This is a genomic window from Streptomyces sp. NBC_01267 (assembly GCF_036241575.1).
In the GTDB taxonomy this organism is placed as follows: domain Bacteria; phylum Actinomycetota; class Actinomycetes; order Streptomycetales; family Streptomycetaceae; genus Streptomyces.
The window spans coordinates 1,669,015-1,685,387 of sequence record NZ_CP108455.1 but is presented as its reverse complement, the minus strand read 5'-3'; the positions used below and the strand labels follow the sequence as shown (position 1 = coordinate 1,685,387).

Annotated in this window: 11 protein-coding genes and 1 pseudogene; 7 read left to right on the top strand and 5 right to left on the bottom strand. The window is 71.5% G+C overall.

Annotation, left to right across the window (positions count from 1 at the left end; genetic code table 11):
• Nucleotides 1-10: 10 nt before the first annotated feature.
• On the bottom strand, nt 11-1,303 hold the full coding sequence (locus tag OG709_RS07830) for an ABC transporter substrate-binding protein (RefSeq protein ID WP_250303809.1): 1,293 nt from the start codon (nt 1,301-1,303) through the stop codon (nt 11-13).
• 293 nt (nt 1,304-1,596) lie between these two features.
• Here OG709_RS07830 and OG709_RS07825 point away from each other — a divergent pair.
• From OG709_RS07825 to OG709_RS07810, 4 genes and pseudogenes are all read left to right on the top strand, one after another.
• A pseudogene (locus OG709_RS07825) lies at nt 1,597-1,827 on the top strand (acyl-CoA dehydrogenase family protein); the annotation flags it as partial.
• Between the two features lie 97 nt (nt 1,828-1,924).
• Nucleotides 1,925-2,425 (top strand): thiamine pyrophosphate-dependent enzyme, encoded by a 501-nt coding sequence (locus OG709_RS07820; RefSeq protein ID WP_329169073.1) that lies wholly within the window; start codon nt 1,925-1,927, stop codon nt 2,423-2,425.
• 56 nt (nt 2,426-2,481) lie between these two features.
• On the top strand, nt 2,482-3,681 hold the full coding sequence (locus tag OG709_RS07815; protein ID WP_250303880.1) for a glutamate dehydrogenase: 1,200 nt from the start codon (nt 2,482-2,484) through the stop codon (nt 3,679-3,681).
• 362 nt (nt 3,682-4,043) lie between these two features.
• On the top strand, nt 4,044-4,667 hold the full coding sequence (locus OG709_RS07810) for a TetR family transcriptional regulator C-terminal domain-containing protein (protein WP_250303810.1): 624 nt from the start codon (nt 4,044-4,046) through the stop codon (nt 4,665-4,667).
• 727 nt (nt 4,668-5,394) lie between these two features.
• Here OG709_RS07810 and OG709_RS07805 read toward each other — a convergent pair.
• Entirely contained in the window at nt 5,395-5,928 is a 534-nt protein-coding gene (locus OG709_RS07805) for a hypothetical protein (protein ID WP_250303811.1), read from the bottom strand.
• A gap of 130 nt (nt 5,929-6,058) precedes the next feature.
• Between OG709_RS07805 and OG709_RS07800 the strand changes: the two genes are divergently transcribed.
• Complete coding sequence (locus OG709_RS07800; protein WP_329165377.1) at nt 6,059-8,068, top strand: hypothetical protein; 2,010 nt, start codon at nt 6,059-6,061, stop codon at nt 8,066-8,068.
• Nucleotides 8,069-8,195: 127 nt separating this feature from the next.
• On the opposite strand, the gene OG709_RS07795 is transcribed toward OG709_RS07800, so the two are convergent.
• Complete coding sequence (locus OG709_RS07795; RefSeq protein WP_443068569.1) at nt 8,196-9,866, bottom strand: translation initiation factor 2; 1,671 nt, start codon at nt 9,864-9,866, stop codon at nt 8,196-8,198.
• A 244-nt stretch (nt 9,867-10,110) separates the two neighbouring features.
• Here OG709_RS07795 and OG709_RS07790 point away from each other — a divergent pair, with 244 nt between their 5' ends.
• Entirely contained in the window at nt 10,111-12,273 is a 2,163-nt protein-coding gene (locus OG709_RS07790; RefSeq protein ID WP_326695093.1) for an NB-ARC domain-containing protein, read from the top strand.
• Here OG709_RS07790 and OG709_RS07785 read toward each other — a convergent pair.
• Nucleotides 12,256-14,046, bottom strand: a complete 1,791-nt coding sequence (locus tag OG709_RS07785; RefSeq protein ID WP_329165372.1) for a CDP-glycerol glycerophosphotransferase family protein — start codon at nt 14,044-14,046, stop codon at nt 12,256-12,258. The genes OG709_RS07790 and OG709_RS07785 overlap by 18 nt on opposite strands.
• Before the next feature lie 140 nt (nt 14,047-14,186).
• Here OG709_RS07785 and OG709_RS07780 point away from each other — a divergent pair, with 140 nt between their 5' ends.
• A complete protein-coding gene (locus OG709_RS07780) occupies nt 14,187-14,837 on the top strand; it encodes a uridine kinase (protein ID WP_329165370.1) in 651 nt (216 codons plus the stop codon).
• Here OG709_RS07780 and OG709_RS07775 read toward each other — a convergent pair.
• On the bottom strand, nt 14,834-16,282 hold the full coding sequence (locus tag OG709_RS07775) for a WGR domain-containing protein (RefSeq protein ID WP_329165368.1): 1,449 nt from the start codon (nt 16,280-16,282) through the stop codon (nt 14,834-14,836). The genes OG709_RS07780 and OG709_RS07775 overlap by 4 nt on opposite strands.
• Between the last annotated feature and the right edge of the window lie 91 nt (nt 16,283-16,373).

Sequence of the window (16,373 nt, the reverse complement as noted above, 5' to 3'; positions counted from 1 at the left end):
GGTTGCCTCCTCAGGCGTTGCGGTACGCGCCCTGGAGCGCGGAGAGAATCCGCCGGGCGCTGACGCCGGGCGTGAAGGCCGTACTGGTGGCCTGGATCATCGGCTGGACGGCCGACGGCGGTACGTACAGATCGGGAAGCACGACCTGGCTGACGTCGGCGCCGAGTTGCTGGGCCTTGGCGACCAGCGGGAACCCGTCGCTCAGGGTGTCGCTCTTCACCGCCATGTCCCGGCCGCCCTCGGTGATGAAGCGGGAGACGATGTCGGGCCGGTACATGAAGCGGACGAACTTCTCGACGGTCTCGATCTTCTTGGTGCCGTTGGGGCTCACCCAGAACCCGGAGACGGTGAAGGTCCGCAGGATGGTCGGCCTGTCGTGCACGGCTCCGGGCGGCAGCGGCCAGCCACCGACATCCGTATGCCTGGCAACGTTGTCAGGAACCCGGGCGAGGGCCGAGGACATCGCCGACTGCATGGCGGCGGCCTCGGTGTTGAACTGGGTGGTCATCGAGTCGGTGGTGAGCCCCTGGGCCTTGTCGGTGAAGACACCGGCGTCCCGCAGTTCGACGAAGTACTCGATGCCTTCGCGCGCCCCGCTGATCCCGCTGAAGTCCCCGGTGGCGTAGAGCTTCTTGGCCTGCGGGGCGGTGACGAAGGACTGGATGATCTGGGCGAGCAGCTTCTGTCCGGTCCAGTCGTTGCCGCCGATGGTGACGGGCGCGGTGCCCTTCGCCCGCAGCTTCCTGGCGGCGGCGATCAGGGCGTCCCCGGTGAGCGGTATGTCCTCGACCCCGGCTCTGTGCATCAGGCCGCGGTTGAATGCCACGGGCCAGTTGCTGGCGATGTAGGGAAGGGCGCGGAGTCGTCCCTTGTCGTCGGTCCACTCGTCGAGCGCTGCGGGCAGGATGCGCTCGCGGAGGCCCCAGTCGTCCAGGTACCCGTTGACGGTCACCGTGGCGCCGAGCGCCGTCCAGGAGACGGTCTTGTCGTAGAGGTTGACCATGACGACGTCGGCCTCTTTGTGCGCCAGCCGGGACGTCTCGTAGACCTGACCCAGCTCGTCCCCGTTGATCAGGCTCTTGACCCTGAGTCCGGGGTTCTCCTTGCGGAACATGTCGAGAACGGCCCGGAAGGTCGCGGAGCCGGGCGCGGTGCCGCCCAGCGAACTGTGGACGACCAGGGTGTCGGGGTCGGACTCGTCCCCTCCGACCAGCCCGCACCCGGACAGCCCGGGGGCGGCGACACCGGCCGCGACGGCCGCTCCCGCGGTGATGAATCCGCGGCGATTCAGCATGGAACGCACGGCGTGCGGCCTCCTACAGGGGAGCAGGGGAGTGGGTGCCCGGGAGGTGGTTAATCGATACACCTGCGAGGTGGGAGCACCGTACGAGGTGATCGGGGGGTGGTCAACCCCCCGTTGCGCATGGTGGAAAGGCCGCTGAATGAAGGTTCAGTATCCGCGCTCATTGACACCGGCGGCCCGGACTCCAAATACTGACTAGTGATTCAGTAAGACCGGTCGGTGCATGGCCCCGTGACAGCTCCTCCCCGTGTGCCGGTCGGTCCGAGGACGTCATCGTCGTGTCTGGAGACGCCATGTCGGAGCTGCCCACCGAGCTGATCCCGCTGACCCCCGAACAGCGGGACATCGTCGGCCTCACCCGTACCTTCGCGCTGGAGGAGATCCGGCCGGCGGCGCGCGCCGTCGACGAGGCCGACGTCGAGACCCCCTGGGACTTGTGGCGCAGGGCCGCCGAGGTCGGCATCACCGGATTCATGCTGGCCGTCACCGAGCCCGGCACCGGTTCGGACGCCGCCTCCCTCACCACTGCGGCCACCCGCACCACCGGCGTCGGCACGGAGCTGGCCGAGTCCGACCTGTGGACGGATCCGCCCGCACTCGGCGGCACCCTCGTCCGGGTGGATGTCGACCCGGCGCAGATGTACGCGGGACTGCCCGCGGACCTCCCGCTGGTGGGCGATGCCTGCCACACCGTGCGCGCACTGCTCGCCGCCTGCCGCGGCGGCGGGGCAACGACCCGCACCAGCCGGGAGACCGGCACCGTACGGCCGGATGCCGGTACCCCACGGCCGGATGCCGGTACCCCACGGCCGGAGACCGGTACCGTCCGCCGGGCCGTCGCCGTCCGCCGGGCCGTCGCCGTCCGCCGGGCCGTCGCCGCGCTGCGGGACGAGCGGGACGCCGGGACGCGGAGCCGGGACGCGCACCGGCTGCGAAATGGCGGCCCGCTGCGACCACCCGACCGGCGTCGACCTGCCCCCGGTCGACCTGCCCGCACTGGCCCGCGCCTACGGCGGCCACGGAGTGCACGCCGACTCCCCCGAGGCGCTCGCCGAAGCCCTGCGCCTGGCCCTGACCACCCCGGGGCCCACCCTCATCACCGTTCCGGAGGAGTCCTCCTGATGACCACGTCTTCCCACACGCCGTCCTCCCCCGCGCCGCAGACCCCCGCCACGCCCGTGACGAGCCCGTCGCCCGCTCCCGCCGCCCCCTTGATCTCTCTCACCTGGACCGACCACGAGACCGGGCACCAGGGACACCTCGTCGTCGACCGGCTGGTGCGCGGGGTTTCCAGCGGCGGCCTGCGGATGCGCGCCGGCTGCACCCTGGAGGAAGTGACCGGTCTGGCCCGCGGCATGACGATGAAGGAGGCGCTGCACTACAACCCGCAGGGCCGCTACATCCCGTTGGGCGGCGCCAAGGGCGGTATCGACTGCGACCCGCGCGACCCCGCCGCCCACGGCGTTCTCGTCCGCTACCTGCGCGCCGTACGCCCCTACGTCGAACGCTTCTGGACGACCGGCGAGGACCTCGGCCTCACTCAGGACCTCGTCGACCGGGCCGCCTCCGAGGCGGGCCTCGTCTCCTCCATCCAGGCCGTCTACCCGCTCCTGGACGACGAGGAGGCCGCCCGGCAGCGCCTCGCCGACGCGTTCGCCATCGAGGTGGACGGCATCGGACTCGGCGAGCTCGTCGGTGGCTGCGGCGTCGCCGAATCGGTACTCGCCGCGCTGGACCGGGCCGGTACCCCCTATCAGGGAACCCGGGTGGCGGTACAGGGCTTCGGCACCATGGGCGGCGCCACCGCGCGTTTCCTGGTCCGCGCCGGACTGCGCGTCGTCGCCGTCGCCGACATCAAGGGCACCCTCGCCAACCCCGCCGGTCTGGACATCGAGACGCTGCTCGCCGCCCGTGACGGCCACGGCTGCGTGGACCGCGCCGTGCTCCGCGCCGACGACAGCGAACTGCCGGCCGGTGCCTGGCTGACGGCCGACGCCGAGGTGCTGGTGCCCGCCGCCGTCTCGTACGCCGTGGACACCGCCAACCAGGCGGGCATCACCGCCCGCTGGATCGTCGAGGCCGCCAACATGCCGGTGCTGCCGGAGGCGGAGGCGCTGCTGACCGGCCGCGGCATCACCGTACTGCCGGACGTCGTCGTCAACTCCGGTACCAACGCGTGGTGGTGGTGGACGCTGTTCGGCGACATCGGCGCCGACGCCGACGAGGCGTTCGCCCACACCCGCCGTTCGATGCGTGCCCTGATCGACCAGATGCTGTCCCGCGCCGAGGCCGACGACTGCACGCCCCGCGCCGCCGCGCACGCCCTGGTGGCCGAGCGGCTGCCGGTCATCGCGGAGCGCTTCGGATGGTTCCGCTGACGACCCGGCCCGCCGTGCAGGCCGCGGCCCCCGGCGCCCTCGATCCGGTTCAGGGACTTGCGCAGCCGGGGACGTTGCTCACCCCAGCCCCTGGAAAATCGGGGGAGCACTCCGGACCGGGGCAGTCCCCGGGGGCGCCCTGGGGGGAACTCGGTGCGGTGCCGTGCGACGGCGAGATCGGTGTACGGGTCACTGAGGGACTCCTGCTGCGGCGCGGGCAAGGGAGGCGTGGCGCAGTGCATTGACTGAATGAACAGTCAATAGTGGTCGACTGTGGCCCCGCCGTTGCGCGCTGTCAAGGGTCCGTGCGACCTTGTCCCCCACAGGGTTCGGACACCCTGTGGGGACAGTAGGGTGACGAGGTGGCAAGAGTCAGACTGAACGTTGCCGAGCGGCGCGAGGAGCTGCTGCGCGCCGCCATCGAGCAGATCGAGGCGCGCGGCGCCGCGGCCGTGCGCGTCGCCGATGTCGCCTCCGCCCTGGGCGTCAGCAACGCCCTGGTGCTCTACCACTTCGCCACCAAGGAGAAGCTCGTCGCCGCGGCCTTCGCGCACGCCGCCGAGGGCGACCTCGCCCACCTCCGCCTCCTGCTCGGCCGCCGCACCTCCGCCGTCCGCAGGCTGCGCGCGGCGGTCCGCTGGTACGCCCCGACCGGCCAGGCCAAGGGCTGGCGCCTGTGGATCGAGGCCTGGGCCGGTGCGCTGCGCGACCCCGTACTGCGCGAGACCGCTGGCGGGCTCGACCAGCAGTGGAAGGCGGCGCTCGCGGACGTCATCGCGGAGGGCGCCGCCGCCGGTGAGTTCGACTGCCCCGACGCCGCCGCCACGGCCTGGCGCCTCACCGCCCTCCTGGACGGCCTCGCCGTCCAGATGACCTCCTACGGTGCGCCGCTCTCCCGCGCCGCGATGCTGGAGTGGACCGACGACGCCCTGGCCCGCGAACTCGGCCTGGAACTCGATGTCCTGACGGGAACCGCGGCGCGCTGAGCCGACGCCGAGCGGGCGCCCTGAACCCGTCCAGCCACTTGTCGAGTATCAGGAGGCTCCCGACGCCCGGCCAAGCGCACCGCAGGGACGCGCACCGTGTCTCGCCCGGCCGCGCGAAGTGCAACCAGCCCTCCGCGTCGCTCGCCCGCAGTCCGGCCTGCCTCCGTGCCGGCTCGAAACCGTCCGGGTACGGCAGAGGTGGCGTCGTTCTGCGAGGACGTGTTCAAGGACGGCGGAGCTGCGGTCATCTCGGAACGGGCGGCTTCATATGTCTCGGACGAGACGTGAGGTTGGGGGCAAGGTACACATCAAGGCATTGGTCCAGTGCGCAATGAAGGACTGGATCGGGCTGCCCGGCCGTATGGGCGGCTTGGAGGGCTGAGATGACGGATCGACGAGGGAGCGTGCCCCAGACCCAGACCCAGGCCCAGGCCCAGGCCCAGGCCCCAGACCCAGACCCAGACCCAGACCCAGACCCAGACCCAGACCCAGACCCAGAACCCAGCCCCGGCTGCGACGCGGGCCTCAGCGTTTGTGCCTGCATGAAGCCATCTGCCGAGCTATGCCCACCGCTTAGACCGGTCGCAAGCCCTCGTCCTCGCCCGGTTCCGTACAGGTGACCAGCCCTGTGGTCTCCGGGGCAGCGGAGGCACAAGGACCGGGGCATCGGGAAGCCTCTCTACGAGGCGGGAGCCGCGGAGGCCTATCCGGGGAAGCCCTCACGGCGTCACAAGGACTTCGACCAACTGATCAGTGTGGCGAAGTCCGTCTCCCGCAGACCGCGGCGGGGGTCGATGCGCAGCAGCAGCGAAGGAGCGTCGTGGTGGGCCGTGACGTGGGCCCTGTCCAGGTCCGTGATCATGTCGTCCACCCAGGCGAACGGGCGGCCCGCGGCCCAGTTCAGGAGAGGGCGGGTCTTCCAGTAGAGGCCGTCGGGGTCCTTGGCGAAGAGTTCCGGCCATTCGATTACCGGGAGGTCGTGGGGCAGGCCGATGACTGGGGCGATCATCTCGTTCGCCTGGTGCATCCAGGTGGTCGCCCATGCCAGGTCGAAGGGGAGCGCGGTGAGACGGGCACCGTGCCCGGGGAGGAGACGGACGCGCAGGCCCCGGCGGTGGGCGCGGGAGCCGGGGGTCTGGCGGGAGAGCCAGTTGGCGGGGTGGCATCGGTGTGTGGTGTAGCCGCGCAGGCGGGGCAGGCGGGCGGCGTACGGATTGAGGGGGCCATCCACGTCGAGGAGGAGCAGCGGGCGAACCGTCATGGAGAGATGCTTCCCGCCCTGATATCCACTCAATGCCAGTGATGCTGAATAGAGTTGGCACGTGGTCGATGAGACGCGGAACAGCGTGAGCGGGCAAGCCAGGGTCGGGACAGTGGTTCAGGCCGGAAGCGTGGGGGAGGTTCACTTCCATGCGGGCGCGGATGCGGATCCGGATATCGCCGAGTTCCAGCTGCCGCCGGGCGCCGCGCACTTCGTGAACCGGGAGAGCGAACGGGACGCCGTGCTCGGGGTGATCGGACGGATCGGACGACCGGGACGCGTGGAGGCCGAGCGGCCCCTCGTCGTCGCGGTGCACGGAGTGCGAGGAGTCGGGAAGACCGCACTCGGAGTGCACCTCGCGCGGCGGCTGGGCGGCGACTTCCCGGACGCCGTGCGGTTCGTCGATCTCGACGACCACCGCCGGGGCGGAGGTGTCGAGATGGCGGAAGTCCTGGGAGAGCTGCTGCGCTCACTGGGGGTGCGTCCGGACTGCGTGGAGCCGACGTATGCGGGACGGCAGCGCCAGTACTGGGCGCGTACACGGGGCAAGCGGATGGTCGTAGTGGTCGACGGTGCACGGGTCGGCTTCGAGGTGGAACAGCTGATGCCGGTGTCGGCGGACAGCGTGGTGATCGCCCTCAGCCAGGGGCGGCTGGACGACCTCAAGGGCGGCGCCGACCTGGAGGTGCCACTGGGACCGCTGGGGAACGAGCACGCCGCGCAGTTGCTGCGGAGCATCGTCGACGACCCCCGGCTGACCACCGAGACCGCGGCGGCCGAGAGGCTGGCCCAGGTCTGTGGCGGACTTCCGGTCGCGCTGGAGGTCGCGGGTGACTGGCTGCGCAGACACCGCAGGCGCGGACTCCTGCGGCTCGTCGCCCAGTTGACCGACGAGCTGACGGAGAGGGGGGTCCCGATGGTTGAAGCGGTATGGAACGCGGCGTACGGAGACCTGAGCGGTGAGGCTGCCCGCCTCTACCGGCTGCTCGCGGTGCACCCCGGTCCGTACATCGCGCCCGAGGCCGTCACCGCACTGCTCGGAGCGGGGCCGGACGCGGCCGAGGACGCGTTGGAGGAGCTGGAGCGGGCCAGCCTGCTGCTCCCCGGAAGGGGCGGCCGGCTCAGGATGCACGATTTGCTCCGGGCCCACGCGGTGCGCTGCGCACGCCGGGACGGCGGGGATGCCGAGGCCGCGGCGGCGCGGCAGCGGGTGATCCACTGGTATCTGCGCCAGGCCCAGCGCGCCGACGCGCTGGCGGCCGGGCCACGGATGACGCTCGCGGAGCCGGAGCCCGGTGACGCGGATGCGCCGGACGTGGACTTCGGGGAGAGCAAGGTGCGTGCCCTGCACTGGATGGAGGGAGAGCGGCTCGCTCTGTACGCCTGTGTCCGCACCGCGTACGCGCACGGGATGGACGACGCGGCCTGGGCGCTCTGCGAACCCCTGTGGACCCACTTCCTCGACCATGCGCACTACGGCGATGTGACCGAGGCATTCCGCACCGGGCGCGACGCCGCCCAGCGGGCCGGGCACAGCGCTGCTCTGGTACGGATGCGCTGCCAGCTGGCCCGCCCCCTGTGGGAGCAGGAGCGGTACGAGGAGGCGTATGCCGAGGTGGAACCGGCCGTAGCCGCGGCCCAGTTGCTGGACCGTCCGAAACTGCTGGCCTCCGCCCTGGAGTTCCGGGGCAAGGTCCGCTCCGTACAAGGCGACTGGGCGGGCGCCGCACCGGACTTCGAGGCATCGCTGCGCATCCACACCGGGATCGGCAATGCGTACGGCGTGCTGCTCCAGTCCCATCTGCTGGGCCAGGCCGCAGCGGGGATGGGCGAACTGGACCGGGCCGTGGCGCTGTTGGAACAGGCCCACGCGATGGCGCGGGAACAGCAGCGTGAGCGGATGGCGGCCCGGACCGGCTTCGAACTGGGGCGGGTGCTGCACCGCGTCGGTCGACGGGACGAGGCCGCCGGCCTGTACGCCGCCGCGCTGAGTGGAGCGCGGGAACGCGGTTCGGTTCGGGACGAGGTGCGGATTCTGGAGGCGTTCGCCTCGCTGGCCGCGGACACCGGGGACGCGGACGCGGCAACGGCCCACCGTGCGGCGGCTGCCGCGCTCCGCGAACGGGAAGGCGGGTTCTGAGCCGACTGGGTCCGAGCCGCAGGAAGGGTTCCAGGAACGGCTCCATGAAAGGGTTCAGGAGGGGGTTCAGGTGGGGGCTGAGGTGCGGGTTCGATCGCCTGCACGCACTCCCCTCGCGCGCGATGTTTCAGAGCTCGTGGTCTGCTTCCTCGTCGGTGGCCGGAGCCAGCCGGGCGCGGTAGACCTGGCCCCCGACCCGGCAGTGCAGCGTGGTGGGGAGGCGGGGGTACGGGTTGTCCGTCAGCCAGGCGTGCACGCCGGACAGCACGGCCGCCGGATCGGTCCGGACGACCCTGTCCCCGGTGCGGCACGGTTCGATACGCAGCAGCAGCAACGGCGTCTCCGGTCGGCGCAGCAGCCAGCGGGAGGCGGTGAGTTCGGCCGCTGCCGTCCGGTGTCCGGGGTGGTCGGCGAGTGCGCGGGCGGTCCAGCCGGCCGCGGTCGGGGCCGCGGTGTGCGGGTGCGGCACGGCGGTCCGGGTGCGGCGCCGGAACAGCAGCGACGCGCTCTGCGTCTGGGGCTCTGCCGCCCGTTCCCGTTCGGCCGCCAGATGGTGGGCCGGGACATCCGCGTGCGCGGGGCGGCGGTCGACGTCGATCTGGTCCCCGTGGACCTCCGTCCGTACGGCGAAGGCTGCCGGACCGTGCGAGGCGGGTGCGGGGGCCGGCAACGGGCGGGCGACCAGCTCACCAGCCCGGGGAGTGAGGCCGAGCAGTGCGTACAGCTCGGTGCGCAGGCGCTCAAGTGCGGCGCCCTGCTCGGCGAAGGCCGGTGCGGCGAGGGCGCGGACCGCGCTGGGGGAGTGGGCGGCCAGCGCCGGTTCGAGATCGGCCGGTGTGGCAAGGAAACGGGCCTGGGCGAGAAGTTCCGCCATCGGACTGCCGGGGAGGAGCTCGTCGCCGCCGTCGCACGCCGCGATCAGGGGCAGGCCCAGCGCCGCCGCGTAGAGCGCCGACGAACCGTGGTCGGTGATGACCGCGTCGGCGGCGACGAGTACCGTCGCCCACTCCTCGTACGGACGGGCCAGCACCATCCCCGAGGCGAGCGCGGGTTCCAGCATCTCGCGGAGGTCGTAGGCGCTGGTCCTGCTGTACTCGTTGGGGTGCAGGATCAGGGCCAGTTGGTAGCTGTCGTGGGGGAGTCCGGCGGCCAGCTCCGCGGGCAGACCGGGACGCCGGGCCAGCAGGGACTCGGGGCCCCAGGTCGAGGTCAGGGCGATCACCTTGCGGCCACCGGTTCCCAGGGTGGTGCGGTAACTCCCGCGGCGGGGGAGGGAGACCAGCATGCGGTCCAGGGTCGGATCGCCGACTACGGTGCTGCGAGCTGCGGCCGGTGGGCAGCCGACGGCGAGGCGGTCGGCCTGGCTGGGGTGGGCGAGGGCGTGCAGGTCTGCGATCGGCCGGCCGTTGCGCAGCAGCATCGCCGGATCGAGACCGGACGCCGTACGGGCCGATCCCTCGTACGGAACCGCCTTGTTGAAGCCCGCACCGTGCGGGAGCAGGGCCAGCGGGCCGGTGAGACGGTCGAGATCGCCCTTCGGGCTGGCGGCGACGATCAGGTCGTGCGGGTGGCGTACGGCCTCGGCCCACGGGATCGTTCGGGCGCCGGCGCGTTCGACCGCGGCGAGGGCGTCGATGTCGAACTCCGAGCCGGGGACGAGGGTGAACCGGCGGTGGCGGATGCGGTCGTCACCCACGAAGACCGGGATGACGTCGAGGAGACGGTGCAGGGCGGTCGCCGAACGGGCCGCGAAGAGTACGGACTTCTGCTCCGCCGCCTGTCGCCCGCCGCCTGTCATCCGCTGACCGCTGACCGCTGACCGCTGACCGCTGACCGCTGACCGCTGACCGCTGACCGCTATCGCATCGTTCATTCTAGAGTGTCCGGTATCGCCATGTATGCCGCTTCTGTAATTCACTTGTACGTTCCTGGGGTCGGGCAGCGGCATGGCCCAGATCGTACCGGCGCCCGGATGCCCGCACGGGTAGCGTGTGCACCGGATGGTGTCGGCCGCCGCGGGGGAAAAGATGGATTCAGGGTCCGTGAGGAACGACTTCGACGGAACCGCGTACGGTCCCGTCATTCAGGCAGGAGAGATCGGGGCTCTGACCGTGAACATGCCGCAGCCCCGGACGGCTGTGGTGCCCCGGCAAGTCCCCCCGGCGTCGCCCGGGTTCGTCAATCGGACGGCGGTCCTCGGCGACATCGACGACTGGGCCGGCCGGGGCGGCAACGGTGCGCGCGTCGCGGTGCTCAGCGGATTGCCCGGAATGGGGAAGTCGGCCACGGTCCGGCAATGGGTCCAGGACCGGCGCGAGCAGTTTCCCGATGGTGACTTCTATGTCGACTTCACCGAACTGCGCCGCGAGGCGGGCGCCGATGTCTCCACCGGCGTGACCAGTTGTCTGCGTGCGCTCGGAGTCACGGACGAATACCTGCCACCCACACTCGGTGAGTTGTGCGCGCTCTTCCGCAGCCACACGGCGCTCCGGCGGGTCCTGGTGGTGCTCGACGACGTCACCGAACCGGCTCAGCTCAGAGCGCTGATCCCCGGTGGTCCGGGCAGTGCCGTCATCGCCACGAGCCGTGGACGGCTCGGCGAGCTGGTCATGTCCGGCGCGGAGCTGATGCGTCTCGGACCGCTCGAACCGGCGCACGGCCTGCGCGTCCTGGAGGACCTGTGCGGGGCCGGGCGCGTGGCGGCCGATCCGGATGCGGCAGCCCGCATCGTCGACCTCTGCGACGGCTTACCTGTCGCGCTGCGGGTCGCGGGCGCCCGCCTGGCCATGCACCGAGGACTCACTCCGTCCGCGCTGGCCGCCGAACTGGCCGATGAGCAGGGCCGACTGGATGCCCTGAGCCTGGGAGGAGAAAACGCTGTGGCTGCCGTCTTCACCGTTGCGTACGAGGGCCTCGATGCGGAGGCGTCCCGCCTCTACCGGCTCCTCGGCGTCTATCCCGGGCACCACTGGGACGCCGAGACCGCCGCCGCTCTCGCGGACCTGACACCCCGGCAGGCACAGCGCCTCCTGGACACGCTCGAAGAGGCGAGTCTGGTGGAGGTCGCGGTGCCCGGCGACGGGGAGCGGGAGCCGGGGGCCGGACCGGGACACGAACCCGCCGGTCCGTACGGGTTCCACGGTTTGGTACGCCTCCACGCCCGCAGCCAGGCCGAACAGCACGAGACCGGGGAACAACGCGCGGCAGCCGTGAAGCGCGTGATCGACCACTTCCTCACCCTCACCGGGTACGCGGACCTGGCCGTGATGGGCGGCCGGATGCGCATCGGCGCGTACACGCGGCGACTAGACGGTGCCGCTGGGCCGTTCTCCACCAAGGCCGACGCCCTGAATTGGCTGGTCGGACACCGCGCCGAACTCCTCGCAGCCGTGCGCGCCGCGGCGGCGCTGAATCTGCACCGCCGGACCTGGGAGCTGGCGGAGGCGCTCACCGCGCTCTACCTCAACCGCCGCTACCTCAACGACTGGGCGGAGTCCGGCGAGCTCGGCGCGCTGGCTGCCGCCGCGGACGGGAATCCCGCCGCCGAGTCCCGGCTGCGCGCCCTGGTGTCACGTCCCCTGCTGGACCGCGGAGACGACGACCGTGCCCGCGCGGAGCTGGAGACCGCGATCGTCCGGGCCGACGAGAGCGGTGACACGCTGCTGCGGGCCTCCGCGCGTGAGTTCTACGGTCGTTACTGGGACCGGCACGACCTCTCCCGCGCCGTGGAGACGTACGGGGAGGCGCTGGAGTTCTACCGCCTGGACGGTGACTCGCGCGGTATCGCCATCGGCCTCTACTTCCTGGGCTGCGCACAGGACTCGGCGGGGCGGCACACCACAGCCCTGGACACGCTCGACGAGGCCTGGCGACGGTTCCTCGCGCTGACGGTGAAGGACGAGCGGATGGCGGCCCGCGCACGCAGCGCCATCGGGACCACGCTCCACCATCTGGGACGTGACGACGAGGCGGTCACCGCGCTGGAGGAAGCCGTGCACGCGTTCGGGTCCGTGGGCGCACGCCACTACGAGGCCCCGGCACGCGAGGCGCTGGCCGAGCTCTGTTCGGGAGACCAGCGTCTGCGCCACCTGGTGCGGGCACTGGAGATCTACGAGGAGGGCGGCGGCCCGCGCGTGGCTGTCCTGCGCGAGCGCCTCTCGGCTGAATTCCCCTCCCCTGAATTCCCTTCAGGGGAGCAGTCGTAGCGTGACGTCCTCCTCGCGCCCGGCGAAGCAGAGGGTGAGGAAGCCCGCCAGGGGCAGGCCTGCCCGGAGGCAGCTGTAGACGGCCGAGGCCGACATCCCGGCGTCGGTCGTCCGGCCGGTCGTGGACACCTCGACCGTACGGCCGTCTGTGAGCCGCACCCGGCAGCAGCCGCCCGCGAGCGACGAGGCAGCGAGCAGGGCGCCGGGGTAGCGGGCGAAGACGTTCTCGGCCCAGCGGGCCGCGGCAACCGCTGTGGGGGCGGCCGTACGGCGCACCAGGACGGATGCGCTCTCCGCGACGCCCTGGTCCCGGGCGTCGTCGCCGCAGCTCACGTACCGGAAGACGCTGTCCGTGCTGTCGGTGTCTGTGCGGTCGGTGTCCGGTTCGGCGACGAGGTGAGCGACGGACGCCGGGAACCGTTCGACCACGACCCGGCTGTCGCCCTGGCTGGTGACGACCCGGGTGATGACGACGGACGCGGTCGTGTCCTCCTCGTCCGGCTGTGGCACGGGGAGTACGGGAGCCAGCCTGGGCGGTGGAGGCCCCTCGCACGGATCGAGCCGGAGCTGTTCGTACACCACGGTGCGCAGATTCCCCAACGCGTGACCGGGGTCGGCGAAGGCGCTCTCCCCGAGCTTGCGGAAGCGGTCCGGCTGGTGCTCGGAGAGTGTGCGCTCGATCTGTGCGCGCAACGGTGCGTCCTGAACGAGCCGCGGCGCCAGCTGGCCCAGCTCCGCCATCGGTGTGCCGGGTACCACCTCGTGCTCACTGAACGCGCCGAGCAGCAGCGGGGTTCCGAGCGCGGCTCCGTAGAAGGTCACGGATCCGTGGTCGCCGATCAGCAGGTCGGCGGCCAACAGCGTTCCCTGCCAGCCTGCTGCGGGCGGGATCCGCAGCAGACCGGAGCCGCGGGCCGACGCGAGTACGGTCTCCACCTGGTAGGAGCCGTGCGCGGCCTGCACATTGGGGTGGCTCACGAGGGCGACGGCGTACTCGTCCCTCGGCAGCTCCGCCAACAGCCTGGCCGGTAGGCCCGGTTGAGAGCCCATGGTGGACTCCTCGCGCCAGGTCGTGCTCAGCATCACCAGTCGTCGCTCAGGGCCCACGCCCAGGGCGTCGCGGTACCTGGCGCGCAGGTTCCGGCCTTCGAGCAGCGCGTCGTAGCAGGGATCCCCGATGAGCACGCTGAGTCCGTCCGCCGCGGGGTGGGCGGCAGCCAACTGCGCGGCCTGGCTCGGGTGCGAGACCGCGAGCCGGGCCCGCCCGCTGCGCAGCAGGGCGGCGGGCACCAACCCGGCCAGCCGTTCGCGGGTGCTGCGGGAGTCGGGGACGGTCTTGTGGAAGCCCACGCCGTGCGGCAGGACGAGGACGGGACAGACTCCGGGAAGCCGGGCGTTCTCGGTGGCGGTGACGATCAGATCGGGCTCGGCCGAGGCCAACTGCCCCCAGGGCATGACGCGGGCGCCGACAGTCCGCAGCAACTCCTCGACTCCGTGGTTGAACGCGGAGGTCGGGTCGTACGCGAAGACGACATCGACGCGCGGGTCGTCCCGCAGAACGGGGCGCAGCACGTCCAGGACCCGAACGGTCGAGGTGACGGTGCGGGCCACGGCGACCACGAGGCGTTTGCCGGGCAGGGTGCGCCAGCGCTCGGGATCTTCACCGACCGGAACACGCAACCACCGCTCGCGGCTCGCGGCTCGCGGCTCGCGGCTCGCGGCTCGCGGCTCGCGGCTCGCGGCTCGCGGCTCGCGGCTCGCGGCTCGGGTCATGGTCCGCCTAGTACGAATCACCATGGTCCGCAACCCCCTGGCCTGCGTGTCGATCTCGCCCCGCGCGACCCACACCGTACGCCATCCCTCCGGGACCTCACCGGTCATGGCCGGTCGGCGACCTCAGCGATGATGGAGGGGTGCGACTCGAAGCGATCTCCTGGGAACGGCTGGCCGATGCCCTGGCACAGCGCGCGGACGGACTGAAGGCCGCGGACGGCGGCCCCTGGCCCAAGATCGCGATCGATGGCGCACCCGCCGCGCCCACCGCCGAACTGTCGGCCGCCGTGGCCGAGGCGCTACGGGAACGCGGCCGGTCCGTCCACCTCGTCAGCACACAGGGCTTTCTACGCCCGGCCTCCCTGCGGTACGAGTACGGGAAGCGGGACCCGGACGCGTATTACAGCGGCTGGTTCGACACGGGTGCGCTCTGGCGGGAGGTCTTCGGTCCGCTGGAGGCAGGCGGCAGCGGTCGTGTACTGCCCGATCTGTGGGACCCGGTGACCGATCGGGCCACCCGCAGCCCGTATCAGCAACTTCCGGACGGTGCGCTGTTGATCGTGCAGGGGCCGTTTCTGTTCGGGCACTGGTTTCCCTTCGATCTGAGTGTGCACCTGCGGCTCTCGCCGGGAGCGCTTCAGCGCCGTACCGGGCAGGACACGCAGTGGACGTTGCCGGCCTTCCGGAGGTACGAGGACGAAGTGGATCCTGCGGAGACCGCCGATGTCGTCGTACGGGCGGACCACCCCGACCACCTCGCCTGGAACGGTCCCACCCGGGGGCGGGTCTAGACCAGGCGCTTTATCTCTCCCCGCACCCGGTAGAAGCCGCCCGAGGAGGAGTGCAGCGCGTCCACCACGTAGCGGGCGCCGACCTGACGTATCGCCCGGGGGAACTGGACGTGCCAGGAGGGTTCGTAGCCGTCCGAGACCACCTGGACGCGCAGCCGTCCGCCGACCTGCACGCACTCCACGACTATCCCGGCTCCCGGCGCGGGCATCGCACTCACCGTGGCCACGGTCGCCGCCGGGGTGTACGTGGGAAGCGCCGCAGCCTGCTTGACGTCCAAGGCGACCGGAACGCTTCCGCCCTGCGCCGCGGTGATGGCCGCCTCGCTCGCATCGATGCAGGCCAGCGAGCCGTCCGTGGTGACGATGTACAGCTTCTCGGCGTGGTACTGCATGGAGAGCGCCGAGCCGCCGCCCGTCCCCAGCTTCCACAGCCGGGTGCCGTCCGCGGCGAAGCAGTAGACCGAGGAGGCGAGGTCGCCCGCGAAGACGTACTCGCCGTCGGCGGAGGTCGCGCAGGAGTAGACCGCCGCGTCGCACCGGTACCGCGCCTCGCTCCGGCCGGTCGCCTTGGACAGCCGCTCGACGACCTGCCGGCCCGTTCCCGCGTACACCGCGGTCTCCTCCTGCCAGCCGAAGAGCACGCCGCCGGAGGTGTCCGTGTGCCACAACTCGCCGCTGCCGTCCGCGGCGTACGCCGTCACACCGCGCGTGTGCCCGTGATAGACCGCGCTGTCGTCGGCTCGCACCATCCAGGCGTTGCTGCCGTTGGAGCGGCGGGACCACTGGAACTCGTCCTCGTGGTCGATGACCGTGAGACCGCCACTGCGGTCGGACACGTTCAGCACGCCCTCGTGGATGTCCAGCCAGAAGATGTCCACGTCGTCCGCGATTTCGTACGCGGCGAAGGGCACCTTCGACGACAGGTCGTACACCTTGCCGTCGTCACACCCCGCGTAGATCCAGAAGTCGTCCGCGACCAGGCACTTGACGCCGTCCGGCAGCGAGAAGCGGGCCAGCACCTCGCCGTCGTGGCCCAGCGTGTAGACATCGCCGTGCTGGTTTCCGACCCAGCAGTGGTCCTCGTCGATATGGATCCCGAACGCCGAGGTGCCGGTACGGAACCGCCAGAGCACCGGGGCCGTCGCCCGCGCCGTGGAAGGAGCCGAGGTCACCTGACGGCGGGTCACGGACCGGGGTGCGCGCCCGCCCCGTACCGCCGGTGCGTATCCCTTGCGCACCTTCTCACCCAGCTTCTTCGCCGCGGCGGCCTTCGCCTTCTCGACCGTCGGGAAGGTCGAGACCTGGCGCTGCCCGTCGGCGCCGATGCGCCCGTACCGCACGGCTACCACCGTGCCGGTGACGGTCACTTCGTAGAATTTGTGTGCCCCGCCGCCCTCCTGGGACAGCTCCAGATACGTCGTCTTCCCCACCTGCGCAGCAGCCATGGCACACCCCTCCCCAGGGACCAGCCGGTGCGGCTGATCTTCAGTGATTCCACGCTAGACGCCACCACTGACAATCGGCCGCGTCGGCCGT